The following is an 18,964-nucleotide window of genomic DNA, read 5'->3' as shown; positions in this document are numbered from 1 at the left end:
GAATGTATATTCAAATATGGAGAGACACCCATGCCACAGGTACTTTTTGAAAATGTTAAGCTAAATAACACCATATCACTCAATAATCGCATCTTGATGGCGCCATTGACGCGCTGTATGGCAGACGACGATTTAGTGCCTACCGATGACATGGTGAAGTACTACGCTAAGCGAGCCAAAGCAGGATTAATCATTAGTGAAGCGACGATTATTCGCCCTGATGGGCAAGGCTACCCGAATACCCCAGGTTTGTTTACACACGCACAAATTGCAGGGTGGAAAAAAGTAACAGATGCTGTACATGCCGAAGGTGGCAAGATGTTTGCACAGTTGTGGCATGTTGGGCGTGTTGCGCACCCGTATTTTTTTGACGGAGAAGTCTTAGCACCGTCGGCTATTGGAGTTGAGGGTACGGTTCCAAGAATGCGTGAACTCACCTATCAAACCCCTAAAGCAGTAACTCAGGAAGAAATCACACAACTTGTTGCCGATTATGCCCAAGCAGCAGTAAACGCGATTGAGGCAGGTTTTGATGGAGTTGAAATACACGGTGCCAATGGTTATTTAATTGACCAGTTTTTACATTACGCTGCGAATCAGCGTACCGATGAATATGGTCAAACACCAGAAAATATGAGTCGATTTGCTCTGGAAGTCACCGATGCTGTCGCCGATCGTATTGGTGCCGACAGAGTGGGTCTAAGAGTGTCACCCGGTGCTTACTTCAATATGGATGGTGACCAAAGAGACAGAGCGGTATTTGATGTCTTAATCTCGGCATTAAACAGTCGCAACTTAGCCTATCTGCACGTGGGTATCTTTGATGACGCGATGGAGTTTGAGTATTTGGGCGGCAGTGCTTCAGCTTACTTGCGTAGCATTTATAAAGGAACGTTGGTAGGTGTGGGGAGCTATACAGCTGAATCAGGTGCTGAGGCTATCCAAAACCAAAAATTTGACTTATTGGCGATTGGTAGGCCGTTCATTGCCAATCCTGATTATGTGGAGAAGGTGAAAGCCGGTCAAGCCGTGAAAGAATATGATGAGTCTATGCTTGCAACATTAGACTAAAACCAATCCATAAGTATGGATTTAGTGGGATGCCAAACACTTGAGTTTGGCATTTTTTTGTACATTGCATAAGCTTAAAGCAGGCGTCAGTGGTAAAGCGAAAACTTTTGATGCAAAAGTTGTTATCTTTATCAATTAAGCTTGAGAGCAGTTAAGTGTTTAACCCTCAAGTATTTGCTAATTAATAATCAACTGGATTGTAGCTTATTTTTTAACATTGATAGGAATAAAGGAGTACTTTGGAGTTTATTTGTTCGCTAAGTGTGTAATAATATGCCAGCAATGCAGTTGTGAGTGCGTCGGACATGCAAGAAGATTTACTAAATTCCGTTATCAAATTAACAAAAACGAGAGACGTTGATTCTCTCGAATACAGCTTAGTGTCTACTATTCAAGAGTTCATAGGCTGTAAAGAAGTCGCTGTTTATAAGGATCTGCTCGTTCCCGGAGAGATCGCGATAGAGAGAAGCCTGCTCTTAAGAAAACTGTCCGATAAGGAATTTGATTGGGAAGAGCGAAGCCTAGTTAAAGAGCCCGATAAGGAATTAATTTCTTGCTTGCAGTCAGCCTGTATCATCACGGTACAAGCGAAAGATGGCACCGAGCACCGTTGGGTGCCAATCAGCCTTCAGGAAAAGCCTGCTGGTGCGATAGCGGTTATCAGTACCGGGTTGTCGAGTGCAGATCAAGTACTACTTAATGCATTTTGCCGCATTTTTGAAAATTATCTCACCATTCTTCACGAAAACGAGCGCGATAAACTCACCGGACTACTAAACCGTCAAACCTTTGAAAAGCGCTTGAAACAACTGATTGAAAAGCAAGTTATCAAACAGCATAAAACGGTATGGCATGGTGATGTGCGCTCGGTGCATAAAGGCGCAACCTCGTGGCTTGCTATCATGGATATCGATCACTTCAAAAAAGTCAACGATAACTACGGACATGTATGCGGAGATGAGGTTTTACTGTTATTAGCACAGCGTATGCGCCAGTTTTTTCGCTCCACAGACTTGTTGTTTCGCTTCGGTGGTGAAGAATTTGTACTGGTCTTTGAGCCAACCGATTACGACTCGATAAAAGCTAAGATGGACGAGTTTATGGAGTTAGTACGAAATACCCACTTTCCATTCGTAAAAAAGCTTACCGTCAGTGTCGGAATGTCTCGCATTAGCCCGTATGATTTCCCCATCACTGTGCTTGAAAATGCCGACAAGGCACTTTATTACGCAAAAGATAACGGTCGCGATATGCTTTGTTTTTACGAAGAGTTGCTGTCTGAGCATAAAATTGAAGCGCCGGAAGAGAGCTCTGATATAGATTTGTTCTAACAGTTTATCTGAGAAGCGACGGTTGTCGCTTTTCTATTCAAGCGCACTCGCATTAACCTCAATAACTACCGCTTATAGGAAGATTCAGATACACTTAACGCAGCGTTAAACTGCATGGCAGACAACATGTTACACATCATCCAATCGAATCGAATGGAAATCTTGCAGGCGCAACTCTGCACACTCATAAAATCAGCACCGCTCGCTAACCCTTTTGCAAAAGAAGTGGTGTTAGTACAATCTCCTGGTATGTCTGAATGGCTCAAACTAGGCATGAGTCAGCACTTAGGAATAAGTGCACAGGTCGACTTTCCATTACCATCTAGCTTCATTTGGAAGCTATACCAAAATTTCATTGATGATGTTCCCAAGGAATCCGCTTTTAATAAAAGCAATATGACTTGGAAGCTATTTACGCTATTACCCGACTGCATTGATAAGCCTCAATATATTGCGCTTAAGCACTACTTAGGTGCCGACCCGTCAGGAATTAAACTCTTTGCATTGTGTGAAAAAATTGCCGACGTTTTTGACCAATATTTAATGTACCGCCCTCAGTGGATTGAACTTTGGGATCAGGGCCAAGATACGCTTATAGATGTGGATGTTGAAGCCATCGCCCCTTGGCAGCCTGATCTCTGGCGTCGTTTAGTCCACCATGTTGAAGCACTTGAACAAAGTCCGTATCACCGTGCCAACATGCACGATCAGTTACTGCAAGGGCTGGCCAATGCACCTGAAGGCAAACTTCCCGAGCGGATCTGTATATTTGGACTTTCGGCCATATCGACCAGTCAGCTTGATATTTTTCAAGCGCTTGGCCAAAAAACGAATGTATTTTTATTCTTTTTTAACCCCAGTGAACACTACTGGGGAGATTTAGTCGATGAGAAGACTCAAGCTAAAGTCGCTGCAAAATACGCCAAGATGCCAGAACTTGAAGCGAAAGACGGCGAGTATTACTACATTGGCAATCCACTCCTCTCTTCATGGGGAAAGCTCGGACGTGACTATTTTGAGCAATTATTGCAGCTTGATGCCAGTTGGATAGATGGATTTGATGACGCGTTTGATGACAGCCTGCTTGGCCAGGTGCAGCAAGAGATCTACCAGTTGGCATTTAAAGGAGAGTCGTTAACCGCTGATCCAAATTGGTTTGTTTCGCAGCAGGGCAAATTACCCATTATGGCCGATGATACCAGTATCGTTTTGCAGGATTGCCACACACCACTGCGTGAGGTCGAACGGCTCCATGATTATTTACTCAATCTGTTTGAACAAAATCCAAGCCTGACGCCTAAAGACATTATTGTCATGATGCCTGATGTGGGCACCTATTCGCCATTTATTAAAGCAGTGTTTGACAGCTGTGAAGATAGGCTAAGGATCCCTTATGCGATTTCCGATCTTGCAATCGAGCAAGAGCGGCCTATTTTAACGTCTTTTGTGACACTAACAGACTTACCCAATAACCGTTTTTGTGTATCGGATATTCTCGATTTGTTGGGCGTTTTGCCGATCGCCGAACAGTTTAACCTTGAAAGCCATGAGTTTGACTTAATTCGCTATTGGCTTGATCAGGTCAGTGTTAAATGGGGCTTAAATGACAGCCATAAAAGCGAATATGGTTTGCCAAAAATACCATTAAATACGTGGCAGCATGGACTCAACCGTTTACTATTAGGGGTTGCAACAAACGACGAACAGACGCCGTTCGCATCTATTTATCCTGCTGATGAAGTCGAAGGGATGTCGGTGGCGGTACTTAACAAGCTTATCGGCTTTGTTGATGCGCTGATTTGGTTAAAGCGACAACTCAGCAGCGAAAAGACCTTAACGAACTTCGCAGCAATTCTACGTGAAGCCATGGCGCTATTTTACTCGTCAGAGTCTGAACAGAGTTGGGATTTACTTAAGCTTGAGCAGATTATAGAGAACATCGAAAAACACCATGAAAATGGCGATATTCAAGCGCCAGTCTCAGCAAAAATCTTAGCGTATTTGGTCAAGCAAGGCGTTAGAGAGAAAGGGGTTGGGCAGCGCCTTTTAGCCGGAACGGTAAACTTTTGTACGCTGATGCCGATGCGTGCTATTCCATTTAAAGTGGTGTGTATGCTTGGCCTAAATGACGCGGACTATCCTCGTACCGTACAGCCTATTGGTTTTGATTTAGTCGCACACTCCACCAGACATAAAGGCGATCGCTCACGAAAACTAGACGACAGATACTTGTTTCTAGAAGCGTTACTCAGTGCTCGAGAAAACTTGTATATCAGTTATATTGGCCGCTCTTGTTTTAACAACGAAGCCCAGGTGCCATCTGTTCTAGTCAGCGAGTTGACTGAATATCTAGACCGCAGCTTTTATTTTGAAGATATGCCAAAGCAGTCGCTTGTTGCTCGATTAACTTCACAGCTGCCATTACAACCTTTTAATCCCGAACATTTTAAAGCAGGCTCACTACAGAGCTACAATCGTACCTGGCTTTGGCAGCATAGATCGGCGCAAGCTGATGAGACAAAACCGCTAGCACCAGTTTTAGACACAGAAATTGAGTTTAGCGATTTGCTGCGCGGCGTTTGTGAGCCGCAAAAGTTATTTTATCAGCAAGCGCTGGGCATTAAACTCAAGCCAATAGAAGCGTTAACACTCGATGAAGAGCCTTTTGCATTAGATGCGTTAGAGCGCTATCAATATTTAGATGAAGTGCTGGATGCTCAGCTACAACAACAGCCCTTAAATCTTGAACAGATATTACAAAGAGGCTCGCTGCCTCAAGCAAATATTGGCAAACTACAGCTAGAGGGGCTGCTCAGCCGCGTTGAACCTATGGTTAACGTATTGACCCCGTTGCTTAATGAACCCAAGGAACCTCTAGAGCTAAAACTTGGTGTTGCAGAGCATATACTGGTTGGTTGGCTTGATTGTGTGTATGACAACAGGCAAGTGTATTATCGTAGCGCCAGTATTAAAGCCAAAGATTTGATTAAAGGGTTTTTACATCACTGCGCGGCCTGTGTAATGGGGCATGAAGTCACTACTTATATTGTCGGGCTAGATCAAAGCGTGCACTTTGCCGCTATTTCAAAGCCGCAAGCACAGCAATATTTGGAGCAGTGGCTGGCTTTTTATAAGCAAGCACTGAGTGAACCTGTGGCATTTTTTCCAAGTTCTAGCATGGAATACGCCAAGACACAGGATATTAAAAAGGCGGTAAATAAATTTAAGCCGCAATATGTTGGTCGAGGAGAAGGGGAAGATCCCTATGTTCAACTATGCTTTAGCGATTTGTCAGCTCATGAAGCGCGTTTTTGTGCACTTAGCCTTACTTTGTTAACACCTATTCTTGATGCCGCCGAGGAGGTACGCCATGGAGATGCTTAATCCCATTACTATGCCTCTAAGTGGCCAAAACCTAATTGAAGCCAGTGCAGGTACGGGGAAAACTTACACCATCACCGGTTTATATCTGCGTTATTTACTCGGTTTGCGTACTTCTGATAAGCAACATGAGCCGTTAAGCGTTGAACAAATCTTAGTGGTAACTTTCACAGAAGCGGCAACACAAGAGATAAAAGACCGAGTGAGAAAACGCATTATTCAAGCTCGAGACGTGCTACTAGGTGAAGTCTGTAAAGATGAACTGATCAATGCGATTTTGGCGCAAGTTGAAGATAAAAAGCGTGCCTTTGATCTCCTTGATGCAGCTGCTAAGTCAATGGATGAGGCCGCGATATTCACCATTCACGGCTTTTGTCAAAGAATGCTGAAGCAACACGCTTTTGAGTCTAAGGTGGCATTTAACCTCGAATTTATTCTCGACGAGAGCGACTTGATTGACGCCGCGATGGCAGATCATTGGCGACGTTTTGTCTATCCGCTAGATACAGAAAAAACACAGGCTGTGACAGAGCAATTTGCTACACCTTATGCACTGGCGAAGCAAGTTAGACCCTTATTAGCAAGAGAAAATGCCGAAATTAAACCCTCTGTTTCCTTAGATGCAGTGTTTGCCGCACGTGAAAAATACCAAACACTAGCACTGTGGCTAAAGGCCGAAATAGTCAAAGCTGACTACATCAATGTGTTGAAAAACGCAGGGCTGGCAGGCAATCGGGCACCAGGGCGAAAAGCTAATCTTCAAGCTCTGGAGGATTATGTCAACGGTGAGCAGTGGTGGTTTGAGTTTGGTAGTAGTAATCATTCCTTTGGACTTTGGGGCAGTGAAAGCCTTGCCGATGTTGCTCAATATAAAAAGAATACAACGCCGCTGGAGCATGAGCTCATTCGTCACTTTGATACCTTGGCAGAGCTCCACCAATTGGTCGGGAGTGGGCTTAAAATCGCGCTGGTGCAACAAGCGGTGACCGAGGTAAGGGCTTTGCTTCACGCCCATAAAGAAGAATATGGCTTGATCTCTCCCGACGATTTACTTAAGCAGCTGCATCAAGCGCTGATGGGCGATAGTGGTGAACGCTTAGCCGAAAAAATTGCACTGCAATATCCAGTTGCCATGATAGATGAGTTTCAGGATACCGATCCTATTCAATATGGGATCTTCAGCCGAGTTTATGCAAAGGAAAATACGGCATTAACCTTGATAGGCGACCCAAAACAAGCCATTTACGGCTTTCGCGGAGCGGATATTTTTACTTATATCGGTGCAAAGCAAGGAGTTGCGCAAAACAGGCAGTATACGCTTGCAACCAATTATCGATCCGATAGTGACGTGGTTGCTGCAGTGAATACGATATTTACTCGCCATCCCAATAGTTTTATCTACAACAAAGATATCCCTTTCATTGAGGTGAGCGCGCAAGGTAAAGCCGAGGATGCGCAATTTACTATCGCATCTAAAAAGTCGTCAGCGCTGCGCTTTAGTGTATTACCAAATGAGGATGAAGCGCTTAACAAAAGCGCCGCGCAAGCGCGGCTAAGTCAGGTGTTCGCTGGTCGAGCTGCAGCGCTTATCGAGCAAGGGCAGTCGGGGGTTGCCAAGATTGGCGAAAACCCAGTTGTGCCAGCGGATATCTGTGTTTTAGTTCGTGACCGCATAGAAGCGAGCTTGATCAAACGAGCCTTAAATCAACTCGATATTGCCAGTGTTTACCTTGCCAGAGATAGTGTATTTAGGCAGCCGTTAGCAATTGCGTTGTATCAATTGCTTGATGTACTGCACGGGAGTTACGACGAAGCGGCGCTCAGAGGCGTGCTTGCGGGACCATTATTTTATTTAAACAACCAAGCGCTATACGACTTGCAGTTTAATGAGCAGCAGTGGCAAGGTTATTTACAGTTATTTAGTGAGTTAACACAGCTGTGGTATCGCTCTGGTGCGATGGCGATGCTGGAACACTTATTGATAACTTGTGAGCTGCCAGTGATTTGGCAACAGCAGGGAATGGAAGTGGAGCGTTGGCTTACTGACTTCCGTCATTTAGCTGAGCTTTTACAGCATAAGCAATTAGAGCTTGATGGCACGGGTCGTGTGTTACGTTGGTTTTTATCGCAGCTAAATAACGCCCAGAGTGACAGCAGCCAAATTCGCTTGGAGAGCGATGCCAATTTGGTAAAAATTGTGACCATGCACGCATCAAAAGGTTTGGAGTATCCGATTGTCTTTATGCCATTTGCGCTTGGGTTTCGTGAGCCTGATACGTTAGTTTATCACCAAGGGGATAAGTTAGTTGTCGACCTTGAAGCCAGTGATGACGCCAAAGAAAAAGCAGAGCAAGAACGACTGGCTGAGGATATTCGCTTACTTTACGTTGCGCTGACACGCGCGGTGCATTATTGCGAGCTTGGGCTTTACGACATTCAACAAGGGCGCAGTAAAAAGTCTGCGCTGCACAAAACGGCTTTAGGATTTGCCCTGTTTGGCACGGAAACTTTCGACAGTGCCGAGGCTTGGCAAAGTGTTTTAAGTCAGTTATGTGAAGCACATGCGGCAATGGAATGTGTAAGATTAGATGAAATCACCGCGCCACAGCAAGCGATAAAAACGACGTTTGAAGACAAGCCTCTAGCTTCTTTGTCCGCGAAAACCTTCACCGGTCAGATTGAACGCCATTGGCGTACTACAAGCTTTAGCCAGCTAAGCTATCACACGCATCATGGTGATAAACCTGCAGGGGCCGTGGACGAAAACCATTTACTGGACTTACCTGAACAGCGTCAAGAGCGGGAAAAAACCTCTTATACTTTCCCTAAGGGCGCCAAGCCGGGTAGCTGTTTGCACGAAATCTTTGAGCTCATAGATTTTACCGCACCGCATTCCCCTAAAAACGAAGATAAGTTTACGCTGACCGAAGCGGTCACGAAATCTTTGGATAAGTTTGGTATTGCGACTGAATGGCAAGAGACCGCTGAGCGCTGGATAACAAGCTGTTTGGCAGCACCTCTTGCGCCACATCCTCATTTACAACTTGGTGTGCTGCCACCGGACGACTGCATTGTTGAAATGGAGTTTTACTTGCCACTGAAACCACTCAGTGCAGTGAAGCTGAACAAGATCCTCAGTGATATCACTGGGCAAAAGTCGTTTTTAAATTTTGATGATGTGAAAGGCATGCTGAAGGGGTTTATCGATTTAATATTCAAGTGGCAAGGACAGTTTTTTGTGCTCGATTACAAGTCCAACTACCTTGGCGATAACCCAGAAGATTATCACTACGATAACCTCAATGCCGCGATGTCGTCTCATCAGTATCATTTACAGTATATGATTTATACCGTGGCACTTCACCGCTTGTTAAAGCAGCGCCTTGTGGACTATAACCCTGAGCAGCATTTGGGCGGGAACTACTATTTGTTCTTACGCGCATTACCGGACAATCAGGGGATTTTCTTCAATCAGTTAAGCGTAGAGCAGGTGTTAGAATTAGATGCATTATTTGAGGAGTCTGTATGAGCCAGTTAAGTATGGACTTTGAGGCATTTGATCATCAGGGTTTCATGGCGCTATTGCTTGAACACAAACGAGTCGGAAAAGCCGATATCGCGCTAGCCAAGTTGTTGAATCAGCAAGGCTACGACGATCACTTCTATGTATTTTTACTATTATTAATCGCTCATGGACGTCAGCATAGTTGTTTAGAGTTAGACAATATTAATTATCAGGACCCGTTTGAGCTCGGCTACGCGGTTGCGGATGGAGCTGTAGAGTTGTCGCCATTTTCAAGCACAGGTATAGCCGTTAGCGCGCTCGCACAGCATCCTGCAATCGGTGAAGATAAGCCACTTCGGTTATACGCTAATAAGCTCTACTTGGCGAGATTAGCAAATTATGAAGCAAGGCTTGCAGGACACTTTGAAATGTTGGCAAAAGCCGATGTAACGCTGGACGAAGCAAAACTGGGTGCACTGTTGGCATCGTTTTTTCCAACCAGTGAAGAAGACATTGATTGGCAAAAAGTAGCTTGTACACTTGCAATCATTAAGCGATTTTGTGTCATCACGGGCGGCCCCGGTACGGGAAAAACCACGACGGTCACAAAACTGCTTGCGATTTTACAATCGCTTTATAGCAGTGCGCCGTTGACCATCAAGCTAGTGGCGCCAACCGGCAAAGCCGCTGCTAGGCTCAGTGAGTCAATTATTGGCGCGAAAGCGAGGTTAAATCTGCCGCCAGCGCTTGCCGACTTACTGCCGGAGCAGGCGCAAACTATTCATCGCTTGTTAGGCGTTATTCCTAATAGCGTACACTATCGTCACAATCAAGATAACCCGCTGCATGTTGATGTGCTGATTGTTGACGAAGCATCCATGGTGGACTTATCACTTATGGCAAAGCTGGTGGATGCATTACCAAAACATGCACGGCTTATTTTGCTCGGCGATAAAGATCAGCTGGCATCGGTAGATACCGGTAACGTACTCAGCGACTTATGTGAAAACTTAACGCTTGGGCAAGCACCACATTACAGTCAGGCACTGAAAGCAAAGCTAGCTGAGCTGAGTAAACAAAACCTGCCTAAGTCGGGTGATACCAGCGCTGGCTTTATGTTGGAAGATAATCTGGCATTTTTACAAAAAAGTCACCGTTTTGACAGCCGAAGTGGAATTGGCCAGTTAGCATTTGCCGTAAATAGCAATAATAAGCGGCAATTAGACAGCGTGCTGAGGCAAGGTTATAGCGATATACAGCATCATGAATTAAATAGTGAAACCTACAATGCCTTAATTGCCAGAGCGGCGGGGCAATACCAGCGATACCTGCTTGCCATTCATCATGGTGAGAGTGAGGCCATAATACATAGCGAGTTTGCCAGTTATCAATTGCTTGCGGCCGTGCGAGAAGGCCCTTACGGTGTGAACGAATTAAATCGCAGAATAGAGCTTAAGCTCAGTCAAATGGGATTGGTACAACCGACAGGGCGATTTTACGTTGGTATGCCCATTATGATCACTCAAAACGATTACCAGTTGAAACTGTTTAACGGCGATATCGGGATCATTTTACGTGACGAACAGGGTGAGCTACAGGCATCATTTATTGATGAGCAGGGCAGCGTTAGGCGCTTTTATCCTGCCAGATTGCCGAGCTTTGATAGAGTGTATGTAATGACTATCCACAAATCGCAAGGCTCGGAGTTTGCTTACACGGCAATGATACTACCACCAATTCAACGTGCGCAGCAGGGGATAAACCGCCAGCTCATTTATACAGGGATCACCCGAGCTAAACAGCAGTTTGAATTGGTGGCGCAATATAAAGTATTAGTGCAGGGTATGAATCGAAGTGTGAGCCGCAGTAGTGGTTTACGAAGTCGGTTATCAAATTGATGAATTTTTTGTTAAAAACTTGTTTTATTTTATGGTTTGACTAAGGTTAAAGTGAGCTTGAAAGCTAGCTCGCCCAGTGAGTAGACTTGCCGTCAGTTAACGTGTTAACTGACGGCGTTTTTTTAATTAGAACTTCAGTTTATCAATGAGTGTGTTTGGGTCGATTTCCAGTTCATCCATTAACGACCAGCGAGTTTGCTTTTGTACACTACCTTTTCCTAAGATCCAGTAATCATAAGTTTTTTCAATACGGCCATTGGTATGCTGGATAGTCAGCCAAGCATTTACATAACTCAGTAGATCTTGATTGCGCTTGGCGACAGCAAATCCAACGGGGTATTTCAAGCTCGCCCCTTCCGGTACCACAACACCAAATTCAGGGTAGAACATGCTCCATGCAAAGCCCGCCTCTGCGCTGATCACTAAGGCGTCATATTTTTCTGGGTGCTTAAAATAGCTTTGCAAATTGTTAATACTGGACACTTTTACCTTAGGGTTTTGCTGCGCCAATTGTTTGAGTAGTGGAGCATATTCAACGTGAGCTAAATTCAGTTTATCATGCGTAAGCAAGGCTGACTTGTCAGCAAACTTCTTTAAATCATGATCTTTGGCCAAGAGCGCCAGTTGCAGCTCCAACACCTTGTCACTAAAGCGCACGCTTTGTAAGTCGGCAATATTAATTTCAAGGCCGGACATTGCAATATCGAAATATCCTTTGTTGAGATACTCTGCCAGTTGTGGCTTTTTAAAAGGAATAAACTCGATTTTAACCCCAAGGTCGGATGCGAGCCTATGTGCGAGGCTGACATCAAAACCCACTAACTGGTCTTTTTGATTAAAGTAACTAAATGGCACATTATCGATAAGATATCCTACACGCAGCAGGTTACGTTTTTTAATCACATCGATATTCGTCAGAGACAGCTCACCACTTTGGTATGCTTTAGGGACATAGCTAAGCACATGAGCAGGGACGGTATCCGAGATCACCATATTAGCTATGGCCTCATCGGCCGATTTAGTTTGCTTACCGAGATAATTATTTGCCGTAAAACTCAACAGCATAAATGCTGGGAGTAATGCAGATAATAGCGTTAAATAATAAACTGAACGTACGCGTTTTAAGTGTAATTGTCTGCGATTGATAAAAATACATAAAAATACAAATGCGAAGATATATACCACAGTGGTCGGTGAAACCACTTTTGCGGTGAGTACTGACATCGATAGATATAACTGATAAGTATCAGCCGGGACACGCAAGGTATCGAGCAAATAGGGAATAGCGATATGCACGTTAGCAAAGTAACTTAGCATCGCTGATAAAGACACATTAGGAATTTGTTCGATGCCGATCTGATTGCCGGTAAGCCATGCCGCAAAAGAGACAAAAATGAGGGTAGTAAGCTTTCCTAAACTCGGGAAGGTATAAGCGATAGGCACTAACACCTCAGCGATGTGATCAGAGCTTTCGTCGCTTTGCTTAATTTTGCGTAAATGATCTTTGATCCCCTCGGTGATCACCGGCAATACAATAAAAACGTTTCCGGTACTAAATGCGGTGATCCATGCATTGCGCATAACCATGATGAGGTCGCGATACTTAACAGGGGTGAGTGCGGCAACAAGCATAGGTAGTAGTACTAACATCAAGTACACGCCGACACATAAAACGACAACCCAGTACACTTGCAATTCAGACAGTTCTTCTGCGCTCATGGTGCCTGCGGTGCTTGCTGTCATCGCAAAAATGCCAATAGGGAAGATGGCAATGATCTTCTTGGAAATAACTGACAGACCTTGACCAACGACTTCTAACACATCGAGTAAACGGTTTTTCTTTTGATTAGAAATAAGCGCCATACCTAGCGCAATACAAAATATGACTAAGGCCGGTACATTACCTTCTGCCATAGAAGCAAATGGATTAGAGGGAATATAATGTTTAACGAAGTCTACTTCGGGAGCCGCGGCGACCAGTGCAGGGGAGAAAAAGGTCCCGGCATCATGCGCTGGTAATGTCATAATAAAGCACCAGATCACAGCAAGACCTACCACCCAAATGGAGATCATGACTAGCGCTGCTTTTGCAAGAATGCTTTTAACTTGTTCGGGATTAAATTTCCCTAAACCCACGATAAGACTGACGACAATATAAGGGAGAATGGTGATTTGCATCAGGTTTACAAAACCTGTACCGATAGGTTTTAAAAATGATAACCGTTCACCGAAAACTAAACCCGCAAAAATGCCAAGTATGAGCGCCCAAAGCATCCAGTTAATGTTTTTTAGAAAATTAAGCAATTTGGTCATGTGCTCAGTCGAAAAAAGAGCGGTATTTTAATTAGCTTAGCTTAAAACTTACTGAATGTTTGAGCGATTTGATTACAAATTATCGAGTGTTTACTCAAAGTTCATAATCATCCCCATTTTTGGCACGATAACAGGCTTTTCCTGCTGGTTGTTGCACGCCATGATAAAAGCTCATCCACAGTTTTTGTAGCTGGGTTTTAGTCTTTTTACCAACCACAGACGCCAGTGGTGTTTCGACGATAATATCTTCGATATGGGCGCTATCAAATTGGCCGAGCATTCCGGTGCGATTGAAAGTAATTTCAATATGTAAGCCATCGTCTTGTTTTAACAAAATAGCCTCCGGAGTTTCACGGTGACCGCAAAGCGCGACGAATTGGCTACAATTTTTTAAACCACAATGGGTGCCGTTGGCAAAAAACGCAAGCAGGTGATTGTAGTAAACCACATAGTCTGTCACCTCCATGTGTGAGCCAAACTCTAAAGGACATTGTTCATCAAGATACTGTTTTGCCAGCATTGACTGTTGCGCTTTCGTATCGTCAATTGGTTGCTCTGTATGCGGTTGTAATTGCGCTGCCATGATCCACCTCACTTGTTCATGTTGTCATAAATTGGGAAATATATTCTGGTTGTTTCGTGTACATTTTGAGTGTAAGTTAAATATTCATATAATTTCACAAAAAGAATTTCACAGTGTGAATTTCACAAAAATGGGGTGTGAAATCATGGCAAAAGTTGCAAGCTTAATTAGAAAGTCTCACTTTTTGGGTACTAAAATAAGAAATCTAAGAAAGCGTAACCATCTGACTTTAGAAGATTTGTCGGCTCGATGTGTTAAGCAAGATCCAACCAGCGCGCCTTCCGTTTCCTACCTGTCAATGATTGAAAGAGGTCAGCGTACGCCAAGCGAAGCGATGCTCGAAAACTTCTCTACTGTATTTCAAAAACCGATTGAGTGGTTTTTAGACAGTCAACCTGAAGCGCCGGAGATTGCGCCAGATAAAGGCAATTTCGGTGGGATAATGGGGATGGCTTTAGAGCCCAACTTTCTATTTGCCAAAGAGATATTACAAATTGCGATCCCAGAAATGCTATCCCAAGCGGGGATCAGTGGTAGGCAGTTTGCGCACCTTTTGATCCGTGCCCACCAAGAACACCATCAAAACCACTTTCCTGATTTAGAGCGAGCAGCCGATGAAGTGGGAGGTAAAAATCTCTATCTCAGCTGTGATGACCTCATGGCAATTTTGATAGCAAAAGGTCGAAAAGTGGAGTGGTTTGAGCAATCATCGCCTGACGGAGAGGGGATGATCACTTCTTATTTCAAAGAGCCAAACATGGTGTTTATAAATCGCGCATTGCACGCACATCCCGCGAGAATGAAATACGATTTAGCCGTTCATATTGGCCATGCCGTACTTCACAATAGTGAGGGTTTAGAATGTGTACTCACTACTGGAGAAAGTCGTAAAAGTAACGATAACCCCGATCATGATACTCCAAATGCTCAGGATATTTTGAGCGCGTGGCAGGATTTTGAATCGAGCTTCTTTGCAGGGGCCTTATTGTGTCCCCGTACACCATTTCGGCAGTTACTCGAAAGCCGAGGTTACGATGTACGCGTCCATGAGTAACTTGGTATTTCTGCTTCCGTCGCAATGCGCAGAATGACATCGGTTTCACCTTATCCACATTGGCATTATTTTGATGCTTATCAAGCCGGTAAACTCAAGGCGGTGTATCGAGGCAATGGCATTCCTTTACCTTGGGGCAATATGCGTAGCGTTGCCGATCCGTGTCAGCACTGGGCCGTATTTCGTAAATTTCATGATGATAGTAATAGTGCCAGTGCTCAACTTTCAATCCTGAATGTTAATGGCAAACCGCGTCTGTATTGCTGTGAGTCAGTAAAAATCGTTGATGTTGCGAATCGTCCAAGAGTGCTGTGCGCGGGTCTCGATCTCAATCCTGCTATTAATGCACAAGGGATTGATGCTGATGCCTTGATTGGAGAGTTGCAACAAGCTTGTATTAGCCATGGTGGTGCGAGCGTGGTGCCCTATCATATGAAAACCCAATTACTCCGTGTTGCCAAGATTTTAAATATCCAGTGGATTGAAAGAGGGCTTGAGGGCTCTGTTCGGGTGATTTGTACTCGAGGAAAAAGCTGTCCAAGAAAGCCGAGTTGTTATGTCGAGAGTCCGTAATTGACGTCACTCGATGATTTTTTTGTTGAGTTTTTGATAATAAAAGTTGAAAAGGTACGCGTTGCATGCCATATTTTTTAAGCGGATTGTTTACATCTGCTTAATACTCATTCTTTTAACTATCACCTAGGAGACGTAAATGTTCATCTACAACAAACAACGCCCTAGTGATCTGCATGAATGTTCCGTTAATTACCACTTGAGTGAGTGGTTCGACGAATAGCCACACCTGAATTTCAATTCTATTCCCATCGACAAGTTGTTGGGTGGGTTTTATCACGTTCCGTATCAATGCGAATGTAAACCCTAACGCTAATTGCGTTTAGGTTTTTCAAAAAACCAAATTAATAATACCAGTTGTATTAAGTAAATGATCTATCTTGAAGCGGGGAAATAGCTTTAGTAGCAAGGCAAAAATTTTGCTATTTAGTTGTTCTAAATGAGAAATTTTTAACGAAGCTAATATGCTATTTCACCCTTCAAATTGATTAGAGAATTAATTCAATTGGTATAAGGCTCACTTCTGCGCTTTTGGCCATCGTCATCTGTGTATAAGTCGCCGTGGGCGCTTAGTGCAAAATACGGTGTGCGTCAGCGTAACTTTGCAATGCAACGGTACGGAACATAGAAATATATATCATTCAGGTAAATACTATGAAAAACAATAACATTCTATTTGTATCACTAGCTGCTCTAATGCTTGTTACAAGCCATAGCTATGCTTGCTCAACTACTGAAACTGAATCTAACGACAGCGAAGGTAATGCCAATAGTGGAGTGTGTAATAACACGACAATTAGCGGCGAGTTATCCAGAGGTGATATCGACTGGTTTACTTTTGATGTGGCGGCGCCAGGTTCGATAGATATCTCGCTAGACCATAGCTCTGGTGATGATTTTGACTGGTTCTTATATCAAGAAACAGGCTCAGCAGTTGTCAGTAGGGAAACGAGTCAAATACCAGAAACCGGGAGCTTTTATGCTGAGACTGCAGGTACCTATTATATAAAGCTAACGCGATATAGTGGCTCTGGTTGGTATGATTTGATTGTGAATTTTGTCCAAGGTGAAACTCCTCCGCCGCCAACTGGAGAGTGTAATTACGGTATTCGTCCGTCAAAACCTGGGGCATTAAAGGCTTATCTTGCTGGAAATAGCTCAGACACTTGCAACACGCTCACACCGGATAACGGTGCCACGCTCTTAATGGGCGGGGGAACCGATGTTGATAATGCCTTTAGCCAAAGAGTAGCTCCTCATATTGGTAATGGTGCTGATGTGGTGGTACTGCGTACTTCTGGCACGGACGCGTACAATGATTACTTACTTGGTCTAATGGCCGCTGATTCAGTTGAGACGTTAATTATTGATTCTGTTAGTAAGGCTAATGACCCTTATGTTGATTGGGCTATTCGCAGTGCCGAGTTTGTCTGGTTTGCTGGAGGCGATCAGTCTGATTATCTAAATAAATGGCAAGGAACTTCTGTCCAAAGCGCGGTGCAGCACGTTTTTGATAAGGGAGGTGTTGTTGGTGGTACATCAGCTGGAATGGCGTTACTGGCCGACAGTATTTACGATCCTGATGGTGTGCTCGGTGCTATCTCCAGTGAAGTAGTAACCGATTTTTGTCACGAAACACTGAATTTTTTTTAACGAAGCTAATATGCTATTTCACCCTTCAAATTGATTAGAGAATTAATTCAATTGGTATAAGGCTCACTTCTGCGCTTTTGGCCATCGTCATCTGTGTATAAGTCGCCGTGGGCGCTTAGTGCAAAATACGGTGTGCGTCAGCGTAACTTTGCAATGCAACGGTACGGAACATAGAAATATATATCATTCAGGTAAATACTATGAAAAACAATAACATTCTATTTGTATCACTAGCTGCTCTAATGCTTGTTACAAGCCATAGCTATGCTTGCTCAACTACTGAAACTGAATCTAACGACAGCGAAGGTAATGCCAATAGTGGAGTGTGTAATAACACGACAATTAGCGGCGAGTTATCCAGAGGTGATATCGACTGGTTTACTTTTGATGTGGCGGCGCCAGGTTCGATAGATATCTCGCTAGACCATAGCTCTGGTGATGATTTTGACTGGTTCTTATATCAAGAAACAGGCTCAGCAGTTGTCAGTAGGGAAACGAGTCAAATACCAGAAACCGGGAGCTTTTATGCTGAGACTGCAGGTACCTATTATATAAAGCTAACGCGATATAGTGGCTCTGGTTGGTATGATTTGATTGTGAATTTTGTCCAAGGTGAAACTCCTCCGCCGCCAACTGGAGAGTGTAATTACGGTATTCGTCCGTCAAAACCTGGGGCATTAAAGGCTTATCTTGCTGGAAATAGCTCAGACACTTGCAACACGCTCACACCGGATAACGGTGCCACGCTCTTAATGGGCGGGGGAACCGATGTTGATAATGCCTTTAGCCAAAGAGTAGCTCCTCATATTGGTAATGGTGCTGATGTGGTGGTACTGCGTACTTCTGGCACGGACGCGTACAATGATTACTTACTTGGTCTAATGGCCGCTGATTCAGTTGAGACGTTAATTATTGATTCTGTTAGTAAGGCTAATGACCCTTATGTTGATTGGGCTATTCGCAGTGCCGAGTTTGTCTGGTTTGCTGGAGGCGATCAGTCTGATTATCTAAATAAATGGCAAGGAACTTCTGTCCAAAGCGCGGTGCAGCACGTTTTTGATAAGGGAGGTGTTGTTGGTGGTACATCAGCTGGAATGGCGTTACTGGCCGACAGTATTTACGATCCTGATGGTGTGCTCGGTGCTATCTCCAGTGAAGTAGTAACCGATTTTTGTCACGAAACACTGAATTTTAGTAGTCGGTTTGTTTCTATCCCCATGCTAGACAATGCGCTAACAGACACGCACTTTGCTGAGCGTGACAGAATGGGACGTGCAGCCGTATCTTTAGCTCGCCACAGTAGTAACTATTTTAATATTGCAGCGAGTGAAGCAACATCAATTTTCATCAATAGCGAAGGCGAAGGGATCGTGGATGGCAGCGCTGAAGTTTATATTCTCAAAGAAACAGCACAAACTAAAAGAACAGCACTCGCTTGCGGTCAAGCAGTACAATATCAAGACTTTTTGCGAGTTAAAGTGTTGCCGGGGCAGAGTTACAACATCTACACCCACACACATAGTAGCGGTGAACTCGCGGTCTCCATTAACGGAAACTTGAGTAACTTTTATTTACCCAATAACCCTTATTAATCAGATGGGT

Annotated in this window: 9 protein-coding genes and 1 pseudogene; 8 read left to right on the top strand and 2 right to left on the bottom strand. The window is 44.1% G+C overall.

Annotated features, from left to right (window positions below; all coding sequences use genetic code 11):
- Positions 1-30: 30 nt before the first annotated feature.
- From PPIS_RS07355 to recD, 5 genes are all read left to right on the top strand, one after another.
- Positions 31-1,071, top strand: coding sequence for an alkene reductase (locus PPIS_RS07355; protein ID WP_010379138.1), 1,041 nt, complete (start codon positions 31-33; stop codon positions 1,069-1,071).
- A 305-nt stretch (positions 1,072-1,376) separates the two neighbouring features.
- Entirely contained in the window at positions 1,377-2,402 is a 1,026-nt protein-coding gene (locus PPIS_RS07350; protein WP_010379136.1) for a GGDEF domain-containing protein, read from the top strand.
- A 126-nt stretch (positions 2,403-2,528) separates the two neighbouring features.
- Positions 2,529-5,786 (top strand): exodeoxyribonuclease V subunit gamma, encoded by a 3,258-nt coding sequence (gene recC, locus PPIS_RS07345; RefSeq protein ID WP_010379134.1) that lies wholly within the window; start codon positions 2,529-2,531, stop codon positions 5,784-5,786.
- The gene (recB, locus tag PPIS_RS07340) at positions 5,773-9,312 is read left to right on the top strand and encodes an exodeoxyribonuclease V subunit beta (protein ID WP_010379132.1); all 3,540 of its coding nucleotides are present in this window, start codon (positions 5,773-5,775) and stop codon (positions 9,310-9,312) included. The genes recC and recB overlap by 14 nt, the downstream gene beginning before the upstream one ends.
- Positions 9,309-11,186, top strand: coding sequence for an exodeoxyribonuclease V subunit alpha (gene recD, locus PPIS_RS07335; RefSeq protein WP_010379130.1), 1,878 nt, complete (start codon positions 9,309-9,311; stop codon positions 11,184-11,186). The genes recB and recD overlap by 4 nt, the downstream gene beginning before the upstream one ends.
- A gap of 126 nt (positions 11,187-11,312) precedes the next feature.
- Here recD and PPIS_RS07330 read toward each other — a convergent pair whose 3' ends face one another.
- Positions 11,313-13,499: a cation:dicarboxylate symporter family transporter gene (locus PPIS_RS07330; protein WP_019647613.1), complete on the bottom strand. Its 2,187-nt coding sequence runs from the start codon at positions 13,497-13,499 to the stop codon at positions 11,313-11,315.
- 94 nt (positions 13,500-13,593) lie between these two features.
- The gene (locus PPIS_RS07325; protein ID WP_010379126.1) at positions 13,594-14,082 is read right to left on the bottom strand and encodes an aldolase/citrate lyase/malate synthase family protein; all 489 of its coding nucleotides are present in this window, start codon (positions 14,080-14,082) and stop codon (positions 13,594-13,596) included.
- Between the two features lie 145 nt (positions 14,083-14,227).
- Here PPIS_RS07325 and PPIS_RS07320 point away from each other — a divergent pair.
- The 3 genes and pseudogenes from PPIS_RS07320 to PPIS_RS07310 all read left to right on the top strand — a co-directional run bounded on the left by PPIS_RS07320 (position 14,228) and on the right by PPIS_RS07310 (position 18,954).
- Positions 14,228-15,709: pseudogene (locus tag PPIS_RS07320) on the top strand (DUF3612 domain-containing protein).
- Between the two features lie 654 nt (positions 15,710-16,363).
- On the top strand, positions 16,364-17,362 hold the full coding sequence (locus tag PPIS_RS07315) for a pre-peptidase C-terminal domain-containing protein (RefSeq protein ID WP_249031253.1): 999 nt from the start codon (positions 16,364-16,366) through the stop codon (positions 17,360-17,362).
- A 200-nt stretch (positions 17,363-17,562) separates the two neighbouring features.
- Entirely contained in the window at positions 17,563-18,954 is a 1,392-nt protein-coding gene (locus PPIS_RS07310; RefSeq protein WP_010379122.1) for a pre-peptidase C-terminal domain-containing protein, read from the top strand.
- Positions 18,955-18,964: the final 10 nt, after the last annotated feature.

The sequence above is a fragment of the Pseudoalteromonas piscicida genome, from assembly GCF_000238315.3.
Taxonomy (GTDB): Bacteria; Pseudomonadota; Gammaproteobacteria; order Enterobacterales; family Alteromonadaceae; genus Pseudoalteromonas; species Pseudoalteromonas piscicida.
This window is presented reverse-complemented; position numbering and strand designations above follow the sequence as displayed.